Origin of the sequence: Pseudomonas sp. RIT288, assembly GCF_000631985.1 — a bacterium.
Taxonomy (GTDB): Bacteria; Pseudomonadota; Gammaproteobacteria; order Pseudomonadales; family Pseudomonadaceae; genus Aquipseudomonas.
This window is the reverse complement of the sequence record NZ_JFYN01000016.1, coordinates 19,644-37,059: the sequence shown is the minus strand read 5'-3', so window position 1 is coordinate 37,059 and position 17,416 is coordinate 19,644. Positions and strand designations below refer to the sequence as shown.

Annotated in this window: 20 protein-coding genes; 18 read left to right on the top strand and 2 right to left on the bottom strand. The window is 61.7% G+C overall.

All coding sequences use genetic code 11. From position 1 onward, the window contains the following. Positions 1 to 6: 6 nt before the first annotated feature. The 13 genes from flhF (at position 7) to BW33_RS15910 (ending at position 12,459) form a co-directional block, all read left to right on the top strand. Positions 7 to 1,347, top strand: coding sequence for a flagellar biosynthesis protein FlhF (gene flhF, locus BW33_RS15970; RefSeq protein WP_047599969.1), 1,341 nt, complete (start codon positions 7 to 9; stop codon positions 1,345 to 1,347). Between the two features lie 116 nt (positions 1,348 to 1,463). After that, positions 1,464 to 2,294: a flagellar synthesis regulator FleN gene (gene fleN / locus BW33_RS15965; RefSeq protein WP_003222917.1), complete on the top strand. Its 831-nt coding sequence runs from the start codon at positions 1,464 to 1,466 to the stop codon at positions 2,292 to 2,294. Further along, complete coding sequence (fliA, locus tag BW33_RS15960; RefSeq protein WP_003222919.1) at positions 2,291 to 3,031, top strand: RNA polymerase sigma factor FliA; 741 nt, start codon at positions 2,291 to 2,293, stop codon at positions 3,029 to 3,031. The genes fleN and fliA overlap by 4 nt, the downstream gene beginning before the upstream one ends. Positions 3,032 to 3,197: 166 nt before the next feature. After that, positions 3,198 to 3,569, top strand: coding sequence for a chemotaxis response regulator CheY (locus tag BW33_RS15955; RefSeq protein ID WP_024012118.1), 372 nt, complete (start codon positions 3,198 to 3,200; stop codon positions 3,567 to 3,569). A 17-nt stretch (positions 3,570 to 3,586) separates the two neighbouring features. Continuing rightward, complete coding sequence (locus BW33_RS15950; RefSeq protein ID WP_027613919.1) at positions 3,587 to 4,375, top strand: protein phosphatase CheZ; 789 nt, start codon at positions 3,587 to 3,589, stop codon at positions 4,373 to 4,375. A 54-nt stretch (positions 4,376 to 4,429) separates the two neighbouring features. Further along, a complete protein-coding gene (locus BW33_RS15945; RefSeq protein ID WP_047599968.1) occupies positions 4,430 to 6,709 on the top strand; it encodes a chemotaxis protein CheA in 2,280 nt (759 codons plus the stop codon). A 49-nt stretch (positions 6,710 to 6,758) separates the two neighbouring features. After that, complete coding sequence (locus BW33_RS15940; protein ID WP_003222928.1) at positions 6,759 to 7,901, top strand: protein-glutamate methylesterase/protein-glutamine glutaminase; 1,143 nt, start codon at positions 6,759 to 6,761, stop codon at positions 7,899 to 7,901. After that, on the top strand, positions 7,901 to 8,641 hold the full coding sequence (locus tag BW33_RS15935) for a flagellar motor protein (RefSeq protein ID WP_007967839.1): 741 nt from the start codon (positions 7,901 to 7,903) through the stop codon (positions 8,639 to 8,641). The genes BW33_RS15940 and BW33_RS15935 overlap by 1 nt, the downstream gene beginning before the upstream one ends. A 15-nt stretch (positions 8,642 to 8,656) precedes the next feature. After that, on the top strand, positions 8,657 to 9,547 hold the full coding sequence (motD, locus tag BW33_RS15930; protein ID WP_007967837.1) for a flagellar motor protein MotD: 891 nt from the start codon (positions 8,657 to 8,659) through the stop codon (positions 9,545 to 9,547). 43 nt (positions 9,548 to 9,590) lie between these two features. Continuing rightward, positions 9,591 to 10,379: a ParA family protein gene (locus BW33_RS15925; protein WP_003222933.1), complete on the top strand. Its 789-nt coding sequence runs from the start codon at positions 9,591 to 9,593 to the stop codon at positions 10,377 to 10,379. 148 nt (positions 10,380 to 10,527) lie between these two features. Beyond that, on the top strand, positions 10,528 to 11,490 hold the full coding sequence (locus BW33_RS15920) for a CheW domain-containing protein (protein WP_047599967.1): 963 nt from the start codon (positions 10,528 to 10,530) through the stop codon (positions 11,488 to 11,490). Positions 11,491 to 11,580: 90 nt separating this feature from the next. Next, positions 11,581 to 12,066, top strand: coding sequence for a chemotaxis protein CheW (locus BW33_RS15915; RefSeq protein ID WP_003222936.1), 486 nt, complete (start codon positions 11,581 to 11,583; stop codon positions 12,064 to 12,066). Continuing rightward, positions 12,067 to 12,459 (top strand): DUF2802 domain-containing protein, encoded by a 393-nt coding sequence (locus tag BW33_RS15910; RefSeq protein WP_007961680.1) that lies wholly within the window; start codon positions 12,067 to 12,069, stop codon positions 12,457 to 12,459. Positions 12,460 to 12,551: 92 nt separating this feature from the next. Here the strand turns inward: BW33_RS15910 and BW33_RS15905 are convergent, their stop codons facing one another. Together BW33_RS15905 and fliK are read right to left on the bottom strand one after the other, a co-directional pair. Continuing rightward, on the bottom strand, positions 12,552 to 12,881 hold the full coding sequence (locus BW33_RS15905) for an EscU/YscU/HrcU family type III secretion system export apparatus switch protein (RefSeq protein WP_047599966.1): 330 nt from the start codon (positions 12,879 to 12,881) through the stop codon (positions 12,552 to 12,554). Continuing rightward, a complete protein-coding gene (gene fliK, locus BW33_RS15900) occupies positions 12,878 to 14,458 on the bottom strand; it encodes a flagellar hook-length control protein FliK (protein ID WP_047599965.1) in 1,581 nt (526 codons plus the stop codon). Before fliK ends, BW33_RS15905 begins: the two co-directional genes overlap by 4 nt. A gap of 197 nt (positions 14,459 to 14,655) precedes the next feature. Here fliK and ccmA point away from each other — a divergent pair, with 197 nt between their 5' ends. The 5 genes from ccmA (at position 14,656) to ccmE (ending at position 17,415) form a co-directional block, all read left to right on the top strand. Further along, a complete protein-coding gene (ccmA, locus tag BW33_RS15895; RefSeq protein WP_047599964.1) occupies positions 14,656 to 15,291 on the top strand; it encodes a cytochrome c biogenesis heme-transporting ATPase CcmA in 636 nt (211 codons plus the stop codon). After that, positions 15,288 to 15,956 carry a heme exporter protein CcmB gene (gene ccmB / locus BW33_RS15890; RefSeq protein WP_003222942.1) on the top strand — a complete coding sequence of 223 codons (669 nt, stop codon included), beginning with the start codon at positions 15,288 to 15,290 and terminating at the stop codon, positions 15,954 to 15,956. The genes ccmA and ccmB overlap by 4 nt, the downstream gene beginning before the upstream one ends. A gap of 78 nt (positions 15,957 to 16,034) precedes the next feature. Continuing rightward, positions 16,035 to 16,790, top strand: a complete 756-nt coding sequence (locus BW33_RS15885) for a heme ABC transporter permease (RefSeq protein ID WP_047599963.1) — start codon at positions 16,035 to 16,037, stop codon at positions 16,788 to 16,790. Beyond that, on the top strand, positions 16,787 to 16,963 hold the full coding sequence (ccmD, locus tag BW33_RS15880; RefSeq protein WP_047599962.1) for a heme exporter protein CcmD: 177 nt from the start codon (positions 16,787 to 16,789) through the stop codon (positions 16,961 to 16,963). The genes BW33_RS15885 and ccmD overlap by 4 nt, the downstream gene beginning before the upstream one ends. Then, the gene (gene ccmE / locus BW33_RS15875) at positions 16,960 to 17,415 is read left to right on the top strand and encodes a cytochrome c maturation protein CcmE (RefSeq protein WP_007961672.1); all 456 of its coding nucleotides are present in this window, start codon (positions 16,960 to 16,962) and stop codon (positions 17,413 to 17,415) included. Before ccmD ends, ccmE begins: the two co-directional genes overlap by 4 nt. Position 17,416 lies beyond the last annotated feature (1 nt).

Sequence of the window (17,416 nt, the reverse complement as noted above, 5' to 3'; positions counted from 1 at the left end):
TGGTTTATGCAAGTTAAGCGTTTTTTCGCCGCCGATATGCGTCAGGCCATGAAGCTGGTTCGTGATGAGCTGGGCGCTGATGCCGCCATCATTGGCAACCGCCGCATTGCCGGCGGCGTCGAGCTGACGGCGGCGCTGGATTACAAATTGTCGGCGCTGGCGCCACGGGTTCCGAACATGGAACTCGAGGACGAGCTGCGCAAGACCCAGTCGCGCATCGTTACCGCCCAGGCCGAACTGAGCCTGCGTGGCGAAGCCGACGGCAACACCAATCGCCAGTTGTTCGCCGGGCTGCCGTTGACGGCCGGCCTGCCGCTGACCGCTGCCGAACCGTTGAGCGAACCGACTTACACCGCCCCGGCGCGTCCGGCTCCGGCACCTGCACCGGCGTCCGCTGGTGTCGATCCGCGAGCGCTGGATTCGATGCGTTTCGAATTGAACAGTCTGCGTGAGCTGATGGAAGTGCAGCTCGGCACGCTGGCCTGGAATCAGCTGCAAGGCAGCCGTCCGGCGCAAGCCAATCTGTATCGCCGTCTGCAGCGCATCGGTCTGTCCGGGCCGTTGTCGCGCGATCTGCTGGCGATGATCACCGACATCGAAGAGCCGCGTCAGGCCTGGCGCATGCTGCTCGCGCACCTGGCGCGAATGATTGCCGTACCGGAAGTCGAGCCGCTGGAAGAGGGCGGGGTGATTGCCATGGTCGGCCCGGCCGGCATGGGCAAGACCACCACCCTGGCCAAACTCGCTGCGCGCTACGTGCTCAAGTACGGCGCGCAGAATGTGGCGCTGGTCAGCATGGACAGCTTCCGTATCGGCGCTCAGGAACAACTGAAGACGCTGGGGCGGATTCTCAATGTGCCGGTGACCCACGTCGATCCGGGCCAGTCGCTGGTGCAGGCGCTCGACCCGCTGCTGCGCAAACGCGTGGTGCTGATCGATACCGCCGGCCTGCAGGCCAGCGATCCGGCGTTGCGCATGCAGCTGGAAAGTCTGGCCGGGCGTGGCATCCGTTCAAAAAATTATCTGGTCCTGGCAACCACCAGCCAGAAACAGGTTCTAACCGCCGCTTATCACAGTTACAAGCGTTGCGGGCTTGCCGGCTGCATCCTGACTAAACTGGATGAGACGGCCAGCCTTGGCGAAGTGTTGAGCCTGGCGATCAGTCATGAATTGCCGGTCGCGTACCTGACCGACGGCCCACGGATTCCGGATGATCTGCATCTGCCGCGCCGTCATCAGTTGGTCAGCCGCGCCGTCAGCGTGCAAATGCAGGAAGAACCCAGCGAAGAAGCCATGGCTGACATGTTCGCTGATATCTATCACAGCCCGACCAAGCAGGTTGGCTGAGGTAATCATGAACAGTTTTTGTACCTACATCGATGGTCTGCCATGCATTGTTCCGGTTGAGAACGCGCAGCCAGTAATGTGGCCTCCGTCTATGCAAGACAAGGTAAAGAAATAACATGGGCAGCATGCATCCCGTACAGGTGATCGCGGTGACCGGCGGCAAAGGTGGCGTCGGCAAGACTAACGTGTCAGTGAACTTGTCTCTGGCGCTGGCAGAGCTTGGCCGTCGGGTCATGCTGCTGGACGCCGATCTGGGGCTGGCGAACGTCGACGTTCTGCTGGGACTGACCCCCAAACGTACTCTGGCCGATGTGATCGAAGGCCGCTGTGAGCTGCGCGACGTGCTGTTGCAGGGGCCCGGCGGGATCCGCATCGTGCCGGCCGCTTCCGGCACCCAAAGCATGGTTCACCTGAGCCCGGCGCAACATGCCGGTCTGATTCAGGCCTTCAGCGACATCGGCGACAATCTCGATGTGCTGGTGATCGACACCGCTGCGGGTATTGGTGACTCGGTAGTCAGTTTTGTCCGCGCCGCCCAGGAAGTGTTGCTGGTGGTCTGCGACGAGCCGACCTCGATCACCGACGCCTACGCACTGATCAAACTGCTTAACCGCGACTACGGCATGAACCGCTTCCGCGTGCTGGCCAACATGGCGCAGAGCCCGCAGGAAGGGCGCAACCTGTTCGCCAAGTTGACCAAGGTCACGGATCGCTTCCTCGACGTCGCCTTACAATACGTCGGCGCGGTGCCGTACGACGAAAGCGTACGCAAGGCAGTGCAGAAGCAGCGTGCGGTCTATGAAGCCTTCCCGCGTTCCAAGTGCGCGCTGGCGTTCAAGGCGATCGCGCAGAAGGTCGATACCTGGCCGCTGCCTGCCAACCCGCGCGGTCACCTGGAGTTTTTCGTCGAGCGCCTCGTGCAGCAAACGGCAGGACCTGTGCTATGACCGCAAGCGGTATGAACTACTACAAGAAATCGGCACGTGACGCGCAGTACGAGTTGATCGAGCGTTACGCGCCACTGGTCAAGCGCATTGCCTATCACCTGCTGGCGCGCTTGCCGGCGAGTGTGCAGGTTGAAGACCTGATTCAGGCCGGGATGATCGGCTTGCTCGAAGTCTCGACCAAATACGACGCCAGCAAAGGCGCCAGTTTCGAAACGTACGCGGGCATTCGGATCCGCGGCGCGATGCTCGACGAAGTGCGCAAAGGGGACTGGGCACCACGCTCGGTTCACCGTAATACCCGTATGGTCAGCGACGCAATTCGCGCAATTGAAGCTAAAACCGGCCGTGACGCTAAAGATCACGAGGTTGCGGCCGAACTCCAATTGAGTCTCGACGATTACTACGGGATTTTGAATGACACCCTGGGCAGCCGCTTGTTCAGTTTCGACGACCTGTTGCAGGACGGCGAACACGAAGGGCTGCACGAGGATGGCGCCAGTGCTCATCTTGAGCCGTCACGCGATCTGGAAGATGAACGCTTCCAGGCGGCGCTGGCGGACGCGATTGCCAATTTGCCGGAGCGTGAGCGACTGGTGTTGGCGCTGTACTACGACGAAGAGCTGAACCTCAAGGAGATCGGTGAAGTCCTTGGCGTCAGTGAATCGCGGGTCAGCCAGTTACACAGCCAGTGCGCGGCCCGTTTGCGGGGGCGTTTGGGGGAGTGGCGAGCGCGCTGAAGGCAGTGTGGGGACACTGCGAACGAGGCTGGTGCGGTGATGAACGGCACCGGTCTTGCTCTGTTGTGCTCCAGACAGTCTTCGAGTGCTGCGCCGATTGATTGAAGTGGCGCGTCCAGGTGCTGGGCGCGTTTAAGACTGCTTGGAGGTCGAATTGAACAAAGACATGAAAATCCTCATCGTTGATGACTTCTCAACGATGCGGCGGATCATCAAGAACCTGCTGCGGGATCTTGGGTTCACCAACACCGTCGAGGCCGACGATGGCACTACCGCCATTCCGGTACTCAACAGCGGCAGCATCGACTTTCTGGTGACGGACTGGAACATGCCGGGCATGACCGGTATCGACTTGCTGCGCCACGTGCGTGCCGATGAAAAGCTCAAGCATCTGCCCGTGCTGATGGTGACCGCTGAAGCCAAGCGCGAGCAAATCATCGAGGCTGCTCAGGCCGGTGTGAACGGCTACGTGGTCAAACCTTTCACGGCTCAGGCGTTGAAAGACAAAATCGAGAAGATTTTCGAACGCATCGGCTGATGACGCGCGGGGGAGCTATGGAGCATAACGAATCTTCACAGGGCGATTTCGAGTCGACCCTGAAAAAACACGCGGTCGAACTGGTCGAGAGCCTTGAAAAAGGCAGGTTCGGCGACGCTGTGCAACTGATCCATGAGCTCAATCAGACCCGAGACCGCGGCCTGTATCAGGAAGTGGGCAAGCTCACACGCGAACTGCACAGTGCGATCGTCAATTTCCAGATCGATCCGCACATGCCGCAGGCCGAGGAAGTGTCGCAAATCACCGACGCCACCGAGCGCCTGGGCTATGTGGTCAAGCTGACCGAAGCCGCGGCCAACCGCACCATGGATCTGGTGGAAAGCGCCACCCCGGTGGTCAATGGCCTGGCTGAAGAAGCCCAGGCGCTGAGCACCGATTGGGGCCGCTTCATGCGTCGCGAGGTCGGGGCTGAAGAGTTCCGCGAGCTGGCGCGCCGGGTCGACGGTTTTCTGTCACGCAGCAGCACGGACAACCGTGCGGTGTCGAGCAACCTGAACGACATCCTGCTGGCTCAGGATTACCAGGACCTCACCGGTCAGGTGATCAAGCGTGTGACCCAACTGGTCACCGAAGTCGAAAGCAATTTGCTCAAACTCGTACTCATGGCCAGTCAGGTTGACCGCTTTGCGGGCATCGAACATGACCGTGCCGCGATGCTTGCAGAAAAAGATCCACAAAAACATCTCTCGCAGGGTGAAGGTCCGCAGATTCATGCCGATAAACGAGAAGACGTTGTGTCCGGTCAGGACGATGTGGACGATTTGTTATCCAGCCTTGGATTCTAGAGTTTTGGAATTTTAGGTTTTTTGGGTTTTTAGACCTGTAGGAGCACCCCATTAATGAGCTTCGGCGCCGATGAAGAGATCCTTCAGGATTTCCTGGTTGAGGCCGGCGAGATTCTTGAGCAACTGTCAGAACAACTGGTCGAGCTGGAAAGCCGCCCGGATGATGCAGATCTGCTCAACGCAATTTTTCGCGGTTTCCACACTGTAAAAGGGGGCGCCGGCTTCCTTCAGCTCAACGAGCTGGTGGAGTGCTGTCACATCGCCGAAAACGTGTTCGACATCCTGCGCAAGGGTGAGCGTCGCGTTGATGCAGAACTGATGGACGTGGTGCTTGAAGCACTGGACGCGGTGAACAGCATGTTCAGCGAAGTCCGTGAACGTGCACCGATCACTGCTGCAACCCCGGAACTGCTGGCCGCGCTGGCGCGTCTGGCCGAGCCGCAATCGGCCGACGAAGCTCCGGCTTCGCCAGTGGCCGAGATGATCGAAGAACTGGTCGTCGAAGGCGATTCGAGCGATTCGGGCGACATCACCGATAACGAATTCGAACAGCTGCTGGATTCGCTGAACGCCGTCAAGGCCGAAGCCGAAGCCCCGAGCGCTGTTGCACCTGCGGCGGCTGCCGATGCGGCCGCCAGCGATGAAATCACCGACGCCGAATTCGAGTCGTTGCTCGATCAACTGCACGGCAAAGGCCAGTTCGCGGCGGATGCCGTGGCACCGGCAGCGGCTGCTCCGGCGGCACCGGCGGCGGGTGACAGCTCGGACATCACCGACGACGAATTCGAAGCACTGCTCGATCAGTTGCACGGCAAGGGCAACTTCGCCGTGGAAGCGCTGGAGTCGGCGATCGCCTCGGCACCGGTTGCGCCTGCTGCACCGGCGGCTGCGGCTGCCGGCAGCGATCTGATCAGCGATCACGAATTCGAATCGCTGCTCGACGAGTTGCACGGCAAAGGCAAGTTCACCGACGTTGGCGCCGCGGCTGCTGGCACCGCATCGACCGTGGCAGCGCCTGCCGCCAAGGCCGCCGCTCCGGCTGCTGCGCCGAAGGCTGCACCCAAGCCTGAGCCAAAAGCCGAAACGCCGAAGCCAGCCGCTGCTGCTGCACCGGCGCCGGCCCGTGCCGCCGCTGCGCCACCACCGGAAAAACCGGCGAGCGAAGCCGAGACCACCGTGCGGGTCGATACCGCGCGTCTCGACGAAATCATGAACATGGTCGGCGAGTTGGTGCTGGTGCGTAACCGTCTGGTGCGCCTGGGTCTCAATAGCGGCGACGAAGCCATGTCCAAGGCTGTGTCGAACCTCGACGTGGTCACGGCTGACTTGCAGACTGCGGTGATGAAGACCCGGATGCAGCCGATCAAGAAGGTCTTCGGGCGCTTCCCGCGTCTGGTTCGCGACCTCGCGCGCCAGCTCAAGAAAGAGATCAACCTGGAACTGGTGGGTGAAGAAACCGACCTCGACAAAAACCTTGTCGAGGCCCTGGCCGACCCGCTGGTCCACTTGGTGCGCAACGCGGTCGACCACGGCATCGAGTCGCCGGAAGAACGCGAAGCTTCGGGCAAGGCCCGTGGTGGTCGCGTGGTTCTGGCAGCCGAGCAGGAAGGCGACCATATCCTGTTGTCGATCTCCGACGACGGCAAGGGCATGGACCCGAACGTCCTGCGTTCGATCGCGGTAAAACGCGGTGTGATGGACAAGGACGCGGCCGATCGCCTGAGCGATACCGAGTGCTACAACCTGATCTTCGCCCCGGGTTTCTCGACCAAGACCGAGATCTCCGACGTGTCCGGCCGCGGTGTCGGCATGGACGTGGTGAAGACCAAGATTTCCCAGCTCAACGGCTCGATCAACATCTACTCGACCAAGGGCCAGGGCTCGAAGATCGTCATCAAGGTGCCGCTGACCCTTGCGATCATGCCGACCCTGATGGTGATGCTCGGCAATCAGGCGTTTGCGTTCCCGTTGGTCAACGTCAACGAAATCTTCCACCTCGACCTGTCGACCACCAACGTGGTGGATGGCCAGGAAGTGGTGATCGTGCGGGACAAGGCGCTGCCATTGTTCTACCTCAAGCGCTGGCTGGTCAGCTCCGCCGCTCACGAAGAGCAGCGCGAAGGCCATGTGGTGATCCTTTCGGTGGGCACCCAGCGGATCGGCTTCGTCGTCGATCAACTGGTCGGCCAGGAAGAAGTGGTCATCAAGCCATTGGGCAAAATGCTGCAGGGCACTCCGGGCATGTCCGGCGCCACCATCACCGGTGACGGCCGCATCGCGCTGATTCTCGATGTTCCAAGCATGCTCAAGCGTTACGCGACGAAGCGTATTTGAATCCGGGGCGGCGGGGCGATGACGTCCCGCTGCACCTAATGGAGTGTTTATGGCAGTCAAAGTCCTGGTGGTGGACGATTCGGGTTTTTTCCGCCGCCGCGTCTCGGAAATTCTTTCAGCGGATCCGAGCATCCAGGTGGTCGGCACGGCCACCAACGGTAAAGAGGCGATCGATCAGGCCCTGGCCCTCAAGCCGGACGTGATCACCATGGACTACGAGATGCCGATGATGGATGGCATCACGGCGGTGCGGCACATCATGCAGCGCTGCCCGACCCCGGTGTTGATGTTCTCCTCGCTGACGCACGAAGGCGCCCGGGTTACCCTGGATGCGCTGGACGCCGGTGCGGTGGATTTCCTGCCGAAGAATTTCGAAGACATCTCGCGTAACCCCGAGAAGGTCAAGCAACTGCTGTGCGAGAAGGTCCACAGCATCTCGCGCAGTAACCGTCGTTTCAGTGCCTACAGTGCGCCGGCTCCGGCTGCTGCACCAACGCCTGCGCCAGCCCCGGCTCCAGCGGCTTCGAGTTTCAGCAGCCACAGCGCTGCTGCTCCGACGCGTCCGGCGCCGGCTCCAGCACCTGCTCGTGCGCCAGCTGCCAGCGCTTCGTCGCCGGCACCGAAACGCAAAGCCTACAAACTGGTTGCCATCGGTACCTCGACCGGCGGCCCGGTTGCGCTGCAACGAGTGCTGACTCAGTTGCCGGCGAACTTCCCGGCGCCGATCGTGCTGATCCAGCACATGCCGGCGGCGTTCACCAAGGCGTTTGCCGAGCGCCTGGACAAACTGTGCCGCATCAGCGTCAAGGAAGCCGAGGATGGCGACATCCTGCGTCCGGGCCTGGCGCTGCTGGCCCCGGGTGGCAAGCAGATGATGATCGACGGCCGTGGCGCGGTGAAGATCCTGCCGGGCGACGAGCGTCTGAACTACAAGCCGTGCGTGGACATCACCTTCGGTTCTGCGGCCAAGTCTTACGGTGACAAAGTTCTGGCGGTGGTTCTCACCGGCATGGGCGCCGACGGTCGCGAAGGCGCACGTCTGCTCAAGCAGGGCGGCAGCTCGGTGTGGGCGCAGGATGAGGCAAGCTGTGTGATCTACGGCATGCCGATGGCCATCGTCAAAGCCGATCTGGCTGACGCGGTCTACGGCCTGGACGACATCGGCAAGCACATCGTCGAGGCGTGTATCTGATGGATGTTCTAAGCCTTATCGGGATTATCCTGGCGTTCGTCGCCATCATCGGCGGCAACTTCCTTGAAGGCGGTCACCTCGGCGCGCTGGCCAACGGCCCGGCCGCGCTGATCGTTCTCGGGGGCACCATCGGTGCAGCGCTGTTGCAATCGCCGATGAGCGCCTTCAAGCGTGCCATGCAGATTCTCGCCTGGATCCTGTTTCCACCGCGCGTGGACCTGGCCGGCGGCATCGACCGCGTGGTCAACTGGAGCCTCACCGCGCGCAAGGAAGGCTTGCTCGGCCTGGAAGGTGTCGCTGATGCCGAGCCGGACAACTACTCGCGCAAGGGCTTGCAACTGCTGGTTGACGGCGCCGAGCCGGAAGCGATCCGCAGCATCCTCGAAGTGGATTTCTACACTCAGGAAGCCCGCGACATCGAGGCTGCCAAAGTCTTCGAAAGCATGGGCGGCTATGCGCCGACCATCGGCATCATCGGTGCGGTAATGGGCCTGATCCACGTGATGGGCAACCTCGCTGATCCGACGCAACTGGGCAGCGGTATTGCCGTGGCGTTCGTCGCGACCATCTATGGCGTGGCCAGTGCCAACCTGGTGTTGCTGCCGGTGGCGGCCAAGCTCAAGTCAATCGCGTTGCGGCAGTCGCGTTATCGCGAAATGTTGTTGGAAGGTATTTTGTCGATCGCCGAAGGTGAAAACCCTCGCTCTATCGAGCTGAAGCTTCAGGGCTTCATGGATTGATGGGGGTAATGGACTATGGCTCGCCGCAGGCATCAGGAAGAACACGTTAATCACGAGCGCTGGCTCGTGTCCTACGCGGATTTCATCACGCTGTTGTTCGCGTTCTTTGTGGTGATGTACTCGATCTCGTCGATCAACGAAGGCAAGTACAAGGTCATTTCCGAGGCGCTGATCGGGGTTTTCACCGACTCCGATCGCTCGCTCAAGCCGATCCCGATCGGTGAGGAGCGGCCAAAGACCGTGACCCCGGCCAAGCCGCTGGTCAAGGACAGCGAGCAGGTTGACGCCGGTATCGCCGGGGCCAGCGATCCGCTGAAAAGCATCGCCGATGACATCAGTGCGGCGTTCGGCGACTTGATCAGCTCCAATCAGATGACCGTGCGCGGCAACGAGTTGTGGGTCGAGATCGAACTCAATTCCAGCCTGTTGTTCGGCAGCGGCGACGCGATGCCGAGCGACATCGCCTTCAATATCATCGACAAGGTCGCGGCGATCCTCAAACCGTTCGACAACCCGATCCACGTCGAAGGCTTCACCGACGATCAGCCGATCCGTACCGCGCAGTACCCGACCAACTGGGAATTGTCCTCGGCGCGCTCGGCGAGCATCGTGCGGATGTTGGCGATGCAAGGCGTGAACCCTGGCCGGCTGGCCTCGGTGGGTTACGGTGAGTTTCAGCCGGTAGCCAACAACGCCACCGCCGAAGGCCGTGCGAAAAACCGTCGTGTGGTGTTGGTAGTGTCGCGCAACCTCGATGTGCGCCGCAGTCTGACCGGTACCGGTACCGCCAATGCGCAACCGGACGCGGCATTGAAGCGCGCTGGCACACAAACTGCACCGTCCCCGGTCAAGACGCCGGGACGCGAGAGTGCCGTCAATTCTCCGTCGCCCGCATTAATACGCTGAGCTATGTCTCGGTCGAGCATCTCGGCCGGGAGGAACGAACCGAATGAGAGTCTGGGCAGTCGCCAATCAAAAGGGTGGTGTCGGTAAAACCACATCTTCCATCGCTTTAGCCGGATTGCTGGCGGAGGCGGGCAAGCGCGTGGTTGTGGTCGATCTCGACCCGCACGGCTCGATGACCAGCTATTTCGGCTACGACCCCGACAGCCTGGAACACAGCAACTACGACCTGTTTCTGCACAAGGGCAGTGTGCCGCAAGGCTTGCCTGGGCAGTTGCTGCTGTCGACCAGCGACGAACGTATTTCCCTGTTGCCGTCGAGTACCGCACTGGCCACCCTCGAGCGCCAGTCGCCGGGGCAGAGTGGCTTGGGGCTGGTAATCGCCAAGAGTCTGGCGCAGCTGTGGCAGGACTTCGATTACGCGATCATCGACAGCCCGCCGTTGCTCGGTGTGTTGATGGTCAACGCCCTGGCCGCGAGCCAGCAACTGGTGATCCCGGTGCAGACCGAGCACCTGGCCGTCAAAGGCCTGGAACGCATGGTCAACACCCTGGCGATGATCAACCGCTCGCGCAAACAGGCGCTGCCGTTCAGCATCGTGCCGACCCTGTTCGACCGCCGCACCCAGGCGTCGCTGGGCACCTTGCGCGTGCTGCGTGACAAATTCCCGGAAGAGATCTGGCAGGGTTACATCCCGGTCGATACCCGTCTGCGCGACGCCAGTCGGGCCGGGGTCACGCCTTCGCAATTCGATGGCAAGAGTCGTGGCGTGCTGGCTTACCGCGCGCTGCTCAAGCATCTGCTGGCGCAACAACTTGTTCCGCAGGTGGCCTGAGCATGATCTCAATTCGTGTAGGAGCTGCCGCAGGTTCGGTGCCGCGTTCGGACGATCTTGTGATCTTGCCTGGCGTTGCTCCTGAAAAGATCAAAAGATCGTCCGAACGCGGCACCGAACCTGCGGCAGCTCCTACAGGGAGTTGCGCATGAATCGGCCGGTGAAGTTGACGTCGAAACCGCAGTTGGCCTTGCAGTCCTATCTGGACAGTTTGCTGCAGGAAATTCCTGACGAGTTGCCGCCAGTGGAAGTGCAGGTCGAGGCGCGGGTCGAGGTGGTCGAAAGTGCTGCGGCGCTCGACGAGTTCCAGGCTGCGGTATTGGAGGAGCAGGCGCGTGATGCGCAGAAGGCTACCAAGCCTGCCGCACCGGTGGTCGCGCCTGCCGCCGCACCGATCGCCAAGGCACCGGTGGCACTGATCGAAGAAGCCGAGCCGCCGCGCGCGCCGGTTTCGACACTCGCACCGCTGTTGCAAACCCAGTTGCTGAAAGCCGCGCCGGAGCCGGTCGTGGCCGAACCGGCGCCGGTGGCACCGGCACCCGTCGAGCAGACGCGGGTACCGCCGGTGGTGGAAGTTCACCTGCCGCCGAGCAACACGCCGCCACCGGTGGAAGCCGATGGCCGTCCGGCCTGGGCTGCCGAAGCCTTCGAGTGCCTGTTATTCGATGTTGCCGGGCTTACCTTGGCGGTGCCGCTGGTGTGCCTCGGTTCGATCTATTCGCTGGCCGGCCACGAGTTGACGCCGCTGTTCGGGCAACCGGAATGGTTCCTCGGGATTCTGCCGAGCCAGGCCGGCAATCTGAAGGTGTTGGACACGGCGCGTTGGGTCATGCCGGATCGCTATCGTGATGACTTCCGTCAGGGCCTGCAGTACGTGATTTCGGTACAAGGTTACGAATGGGGCCTGGCGGTGCATCAGGTCAGCCGTTCGTTGCGTCTGGATCCGAATGAAATCAAATGGAGAAGTCATCGGGGTCAGCGGCCATGGCTCGCCGGCACGGTGATAGAGCACATGTGTGCATTGCTTGATGTATCCGCGCTGGCCGAGTTGATCGCCAGTGGCGGGGCAAAGCACTTGGGTGGCAACAAGCCGCTACATAAATCGACATAGCAGCCGACATAACAATCAGGCGAGGGCATTTTTCAATGCCTCCACACAGAACACACACCGCCCAGTGCGGTTTTTTCGAGGGGTCAGGGTATGAGTAGTCAGGCGACGAATGCAAAAGGTTCTGAAGATCCGATCCTGCAATGGGTGACCTTCAAGCTGGACAACGAAACCTACGGCATCAACGTGATGCGCGTTCAGGAAGTCCTGCGTTACACCGAAATCGCTCCGGTACCGGGTGCGCCAAGCTACGTGCTGGGCATCATCAACCTGCGCGGTAACGTGGTCACCGTGATCGACACCCGTCAGCGCTTCGGCCTGAACAGCGGCGAGATCAGCGACAACACCCGTATCGTCATCATCGAAGCCGACAAGCAAGTGGTCGGGATCATGGTCGACAGCGTGGCGGAAGTGGTTTACCTGCGTCAGTCGGAAATCGAGACCGCGCCAAACGTCGGCAACGAAGAGTCGGCCAAGTTCATCCAGGGCGTGTGCAACAAGAACAACGAGTTGCTGATCCTGGTCGAGCTGGACAAGATGATGAGCGAAGAAGAATGGTCGGAACTGGAGAGCATCTGATTGATTCTCGAGGTTGCGGTCATTGTCCTGTTCCTCTTCTGGGCAGGCACGCTGGCAATGTTTCTGGCGTACATCAAGGCGCAGCGGGTGATCGCAGCGCAACAGGCTCAGGGCGACGCGCTGCGTGATCAGCGCATCAAGGACCTGGCCAAGCGCGTCGACGACTATCAGAACGGCAACGTGCGCATGGGCGAAGCCCTGCACGAGCTGCGCTCGGTCGTCGGTCCGTTGCCGGACAAGATTGTCGCGCTGGAACAGCGCGACCCGTCGAGCCTGTCGTTCGCCCAGGCGGCGAAACTGGTGGGCATGGGCGCGAGCGTCGATGAGCTGACTCAATCCTGCGGCTTGACCCAGGCTGAGGCGGAGTTGATGCGCAAGCTGCACAGAAGCTGAAGATCAAAAGATCGCAGCCTGCGGCAGCTCCTACAGGGAACCGGATTCCAATGTAGGAGCTGCCGCAGGCTGCGATCTTTTGCTTTCAGGGCTTAATAATCATCCCCGCGCGCGGTAACGTCCTTCTCGACCATCGGCGCATCCGGATCCTGCCCCTCCGGGAATTTCCCCTTCAGATTCCACGCAAACGCGATGATCTCGGCGATCGTGCGGTACAGCTCCTCGGGAATGCTGTCGCCCAGTTCCATCCGCGCCAACAGCCGCACCAGCTCGGCGTTTTCATAGATCGGCACTTCGCAGTCGCGGGCAATCCGCAGGATTTCTTCGGCCAGTTCCTCGTCGCCCTTGGCGGTGAGGGTCGGGGCGTGGTTGCCGTCGTATTTGAGGGCGATGGCCTGGCGTGGAGCAGTGGAATCGTTCATGCGGTTTCGTCGACCCAGCGGTGTTCGAGGCGGGTGTGACTGCCTTGCGGCGGGGTGCCGAGGTGGCAGTCGAGATCGCCGACATTCAGGCCGCGATCAAGCAGGCGCTGGCGCAGGGCGAACAGATTGTTGCCGATCAGGTCGGCGGTGTACGGGCGTTCGGCCCAGAGCTGGCTCGACAGGCTGCCGGCAATCAACTGCGCCTGAATCTGCATCGGCCCCAGCGGCTCCATGTCGAACGCCAGATCGACGCGCCACAGCTGTTGCCTGGGTTCGCGCTCGTCACGGCGTTCGTTGGGTTGCGGTTCTCTTTCCGGCGCTTCTTCGCGCTGAAACTTGACCTGCAACGGCACGATGTCCTGCAGGTTGCGCATGGGGATTTCCAGCTGCCAGGTGCTGAGCAGGCGGCCGTCGTCGGTGACCCCGGTCTGTTCCAGGCTCGACAGTTGATGGCTTTGCAGGCGCGACACGGCGGCTGCAGCGAGGCGCAGCAGATGTTCCAGGTCAGCTTCACCGTCCTGGCTTTGCAGCAAGCGGTCGGGCAGCGGAAAACTGCTCGGCACGGGTTTGGCGCTGACCTGGCCGAGGGTGCCGAGGGCGTTGCGCACGAAACTCGGCAGCGCCTGCGCCAGGGTGTTGGCGGCGATGATCGCGTTGAAACTGGCATTGCCCGGCGCCCCCGGCGACAGCTGTGCGATCAGCTTGAGCAGATCGGCTTTCATGTCCGGGGCCAGCGCCGGATTCTGTCCGGTCAGCAGTTTGGCTTCGAGGAAGGCGCCGCTGTTGGCCAGCGCCAGGGCGACGCCTTTGGCGCTGCTCATCTGCTGCACATCGGGCAGGTTGGCGAGCAGGCGCACGACGGCAGCGCGCAGATCCTGCGAGGTCTGATCGTCGTCGCCCGGCAGGTTTTGCAAGGCGTTGAGCAAACCGTCCAGCGAACCTTGGCGACTCTGTTGGCCGAGCAGTTGCTGGCTCACCGCCAGTTGCTCCTGGCGGCTGCTCAGCGGCACGAACTTGAGGGTTTGCGAGTCTTCGACCAGTGCCGAGAGCAGGGTGCCGATGCGCAACGGCGTCGGGCTGTCGATGTCCAGAGTGGCACCGCTCTGCGCGGTGTTGAGCAGACTGACCAGCGAGCGGTACACCGTCGGCTGCCCCGGTACTTGCGGCAGTGTCTGCGAGGTCAGGACCTTGCCTTGCAGCAGGGTGCCGACCGGCAACTGCGCGGTGTCGATGCGGGTGAGGGTGGCGACGCTGCTGGCAATCGCCTGTTGCACGGTGATCGCCAGATTGCCCGCCGATGGCTGGGTGACGGCCAGGTTGGTGCCGGTCGGCAACGGCAGTGTGCTGGTGGCCTGCACGGTGGTCTGCCGGCCGCCGTCGACGGTCACCTTGAGCAGCAGTTGAAAGGTCTGATCCGCCTGTTTGAGTGACAACACCTCGGCCTGGGCGCTTTGCCCGGCGCCGATCAAGCCTTCGACCGGGGTCAGCAGCTTGAGCAACTCACCGCTCATCACCAGCGGGCGAGTGTTCGCCGGGGTGGTGGGCGGGAGCGGGAGGATGTTCATTTCACCTGTCATACGCGGACACAACCTGAGGAAATTGCGCTCTTGGGAGTAAGGCACGCCATGTATAATGCCGCGCGTCTTGCGCTTCGTTCAGAAAACATAGCAATTGTTTGATCCAGCTCTCTGGTTCGCACCGTCATTGCATTTATCCTGCATCTCTTTAACGGCCGCGCCAGAGCCGACTTGAACCGTATAAGGCCCGTGATCCCTTGACCAGTCCTGTCCTGCAAACCGTTGCCCTTGCCTGTGAGCGAGACCTGCGGCTGCTCTTCGAAAATCTCGAATTAAGACTGGCCAGTGGCGATATGGTGCAGATCAGCGGCCCCAACGGCAGCGGCAAGACCAGTCTGCTGCGCCTGTTGTCCGGGTTGATGCAGCCGACCAGCGGTCAGGTGCTGCTCAACGGCAAGCCCTTGGCCGCCCAGCCGAGCGAACTGGCGCGCAACCTGCTGTGGATCGGCCACGCCGCCGGGATCAAGGACCTGCTGACTCCGGAAGAGAACCTGTCCTGGCTCTGCGCCCTGCATCGGCCTGCCGAGCGCGAGGCGATCTGGCAAGCGTTGGCAGCCGTAGGATTGCGCGGTTTCGAAGATGTTCCCTGCCACACCCTGTCCGCCGGTCAGCAACGCCGCGTGGCGCTGGCGCGGCTGTATCTGGACAACCCACCGTTGTGGATTCTCGACGAGCCGTTTACCGCGCTCGACAAACAGGGCGTGGCGCAACTTGAAGAACACTTGGCCGGGCACTGCGAACGCGGCGGTCTGGTGGTTCTGACCACGCACCACACGCTGAGCCGGATGCCGGTCGGTTATCGCGATATCGATCTGGGGAACTGGGCAGTATGAGTGTTTTCGGCCTGCTGGTTGCCCGTGAGTCACGTCTGCTGTTTCGTCGCCCGGCGGAACTGGCCAATCCGCTGATTTTCTTCGCCATCGTCATCGCGTTGTTCCCGCTGGCTGTCGGCCCGGAAACTCAAGTCTTGCAAAACCTGTCCCCGGGGTTAGTCTGGGTGGCCGCGCTGTTGTCGGTCCTGCTTTCGCTGGACGGATTGTTTCGCAGTGATTTCGAAGATGGCTCCCTGGAACAGTGGGTCCTTTCGCCGCACCCGCTGCCACTACTGGTGCTGGCCAAGGTGCTGGCACACTGGCTGTTCTCGGGACTGGCACTGGTTCTGCTCTCGCCGTTGCTGGCGTTGATGCTCGGTTTGCCGGTCGCCTGCCTGCCGGTGTTGCTGTTGTCGTTGCTGCTGGGTACCCCGGTGCTGAGCTTGCTCGGTGCGGTGGGCGCGGCGCTGACGGTTGGTTTGAAACGTGGCGGCCTGTTGCTGGCGTTGCTGATTCTGCCGTTGTACATCCCGGTGTTGATCCTTGGCAGTGGCGCCTTGCAGGCCGCCTTGCAAGGGATGCCGGCGACCGGGTATCTGCTGTGGCTGGGTAGCCTGACCGCCCTGGCGATCACCCTGACACCTTTTGCAATAGCTGCTGGCCTGAAGATCAGCGTCGGCGAATAATGAGGTCTGGTTAAAATTTAACCAGCAAAGACCCTGAGACTGCTCACACCGATGAGCGGCACCCGTGATGGAAACAGTATGAACTGGACCTGGTTTCACAAGCTCGGCTCGCCCAAGTGGTTCTACGGCATCAGCAGCAGGTTTCTGCCGTGGCTGAGCATTGCCGCGTTGCTGCTGATCAGCATTGGCGTTGTCTGGGGCCTGGCCTTCGCGCCGCCGGATTATCAGCAGGGCAACAGCTTCCGCATCATCTACATCCACGTGCCTGCGGCGATGCTGGCGCAGTCGATCTACGTGATGCTGGCGGTGTGCGGCGTGGTCGGGCTGGTGTGGAAAATGAAACTGGCCGACGTCGCCCTGCAATGCGCGGCACCGATCGGCGCGTGGATGACCGCCGTGGCGCTGGTCACCGGGGCCATCTGGGGCAAGCCCACCTGGGGCTCGTGGTGGGTCTGGGATGCGCGGCTGACTTCGATGCTGATTCTGCTGTTCCTGTATTTCGGGGTGATCGCGCTGGGCAATGCCATCAGCAACCGCGACAGCGCCGCCAAGGCCTGCGCTGTGCTGGCGATCGTCGGCGTGATCAACATTCCGATCATCAAGTACTCGGTGGAATGGTGGAACACCCTGCACCAGGGTGCGACCTTCACCCTCACGGAAAAACCGGCGATGCCCGCTGAAATGTGGCTGCCGCTGCTGCTGACGGTGCTGGGTTTCTACTGCTTCTTCGGTGCCGTGCTGTTGTTGCGCATGCGCCTTGAAGTGCTCAAGCGCGAAGCGCGCGCCAGTTGGGTGAAAGAAGAAGTGCAGAACAGCCTGGAGGCCGCGCGATGAATTTTGCTTCATTCGGCGACTTCCTCGCCATGGGCCACCATGGCCTGTATGTCTGGTCGGCCTACGGCATCTGTCTGGCGGTGCTGATCCTCAACGTGGTCGCCCCGATCGCGGCCCGCAAGCGCTATCTGCAACAAGAGGCGCGTCGTCTGCGCCGGGAGAACGGCAAGTGAATCCGCTGCGCAAAAAACGTCTGACCCTCATTCTGGCGATTCTGGTCGGGGTCGGTGCTGCCGTCGGCCTGGCCCTCAGCGCCCTGCAGGAAAACATCAACCTGTTTTACACACCGACCCAGATCGCCAACGGCGAAGCGCCGCACGACACGCGCATCCGCGCCGGCGGCATGGTCGAGAAGGGCTCGCTGCAGCGTTCGCCGGATTCGCTGGACGTCAAGTTCGTCGTCACCGACTTCAACAAAGCCGTGACCATCACCTACCGCGGGATCCTTCCGGACCTGTTCCGCGAAGGGCAGGGCATCGTCGCTCTGGGCAAACTCAACGCCGACGGCGTGGTGGTGGCCGATGAAGTGCTGGCCAAGCACGACGAGAAGTACATGCCGCCGGAAGTGACCAAAGCGCTGAAAGACAGTGGTCAATCGGCACCGACCCAAGCGAAGGAGGGTTGAT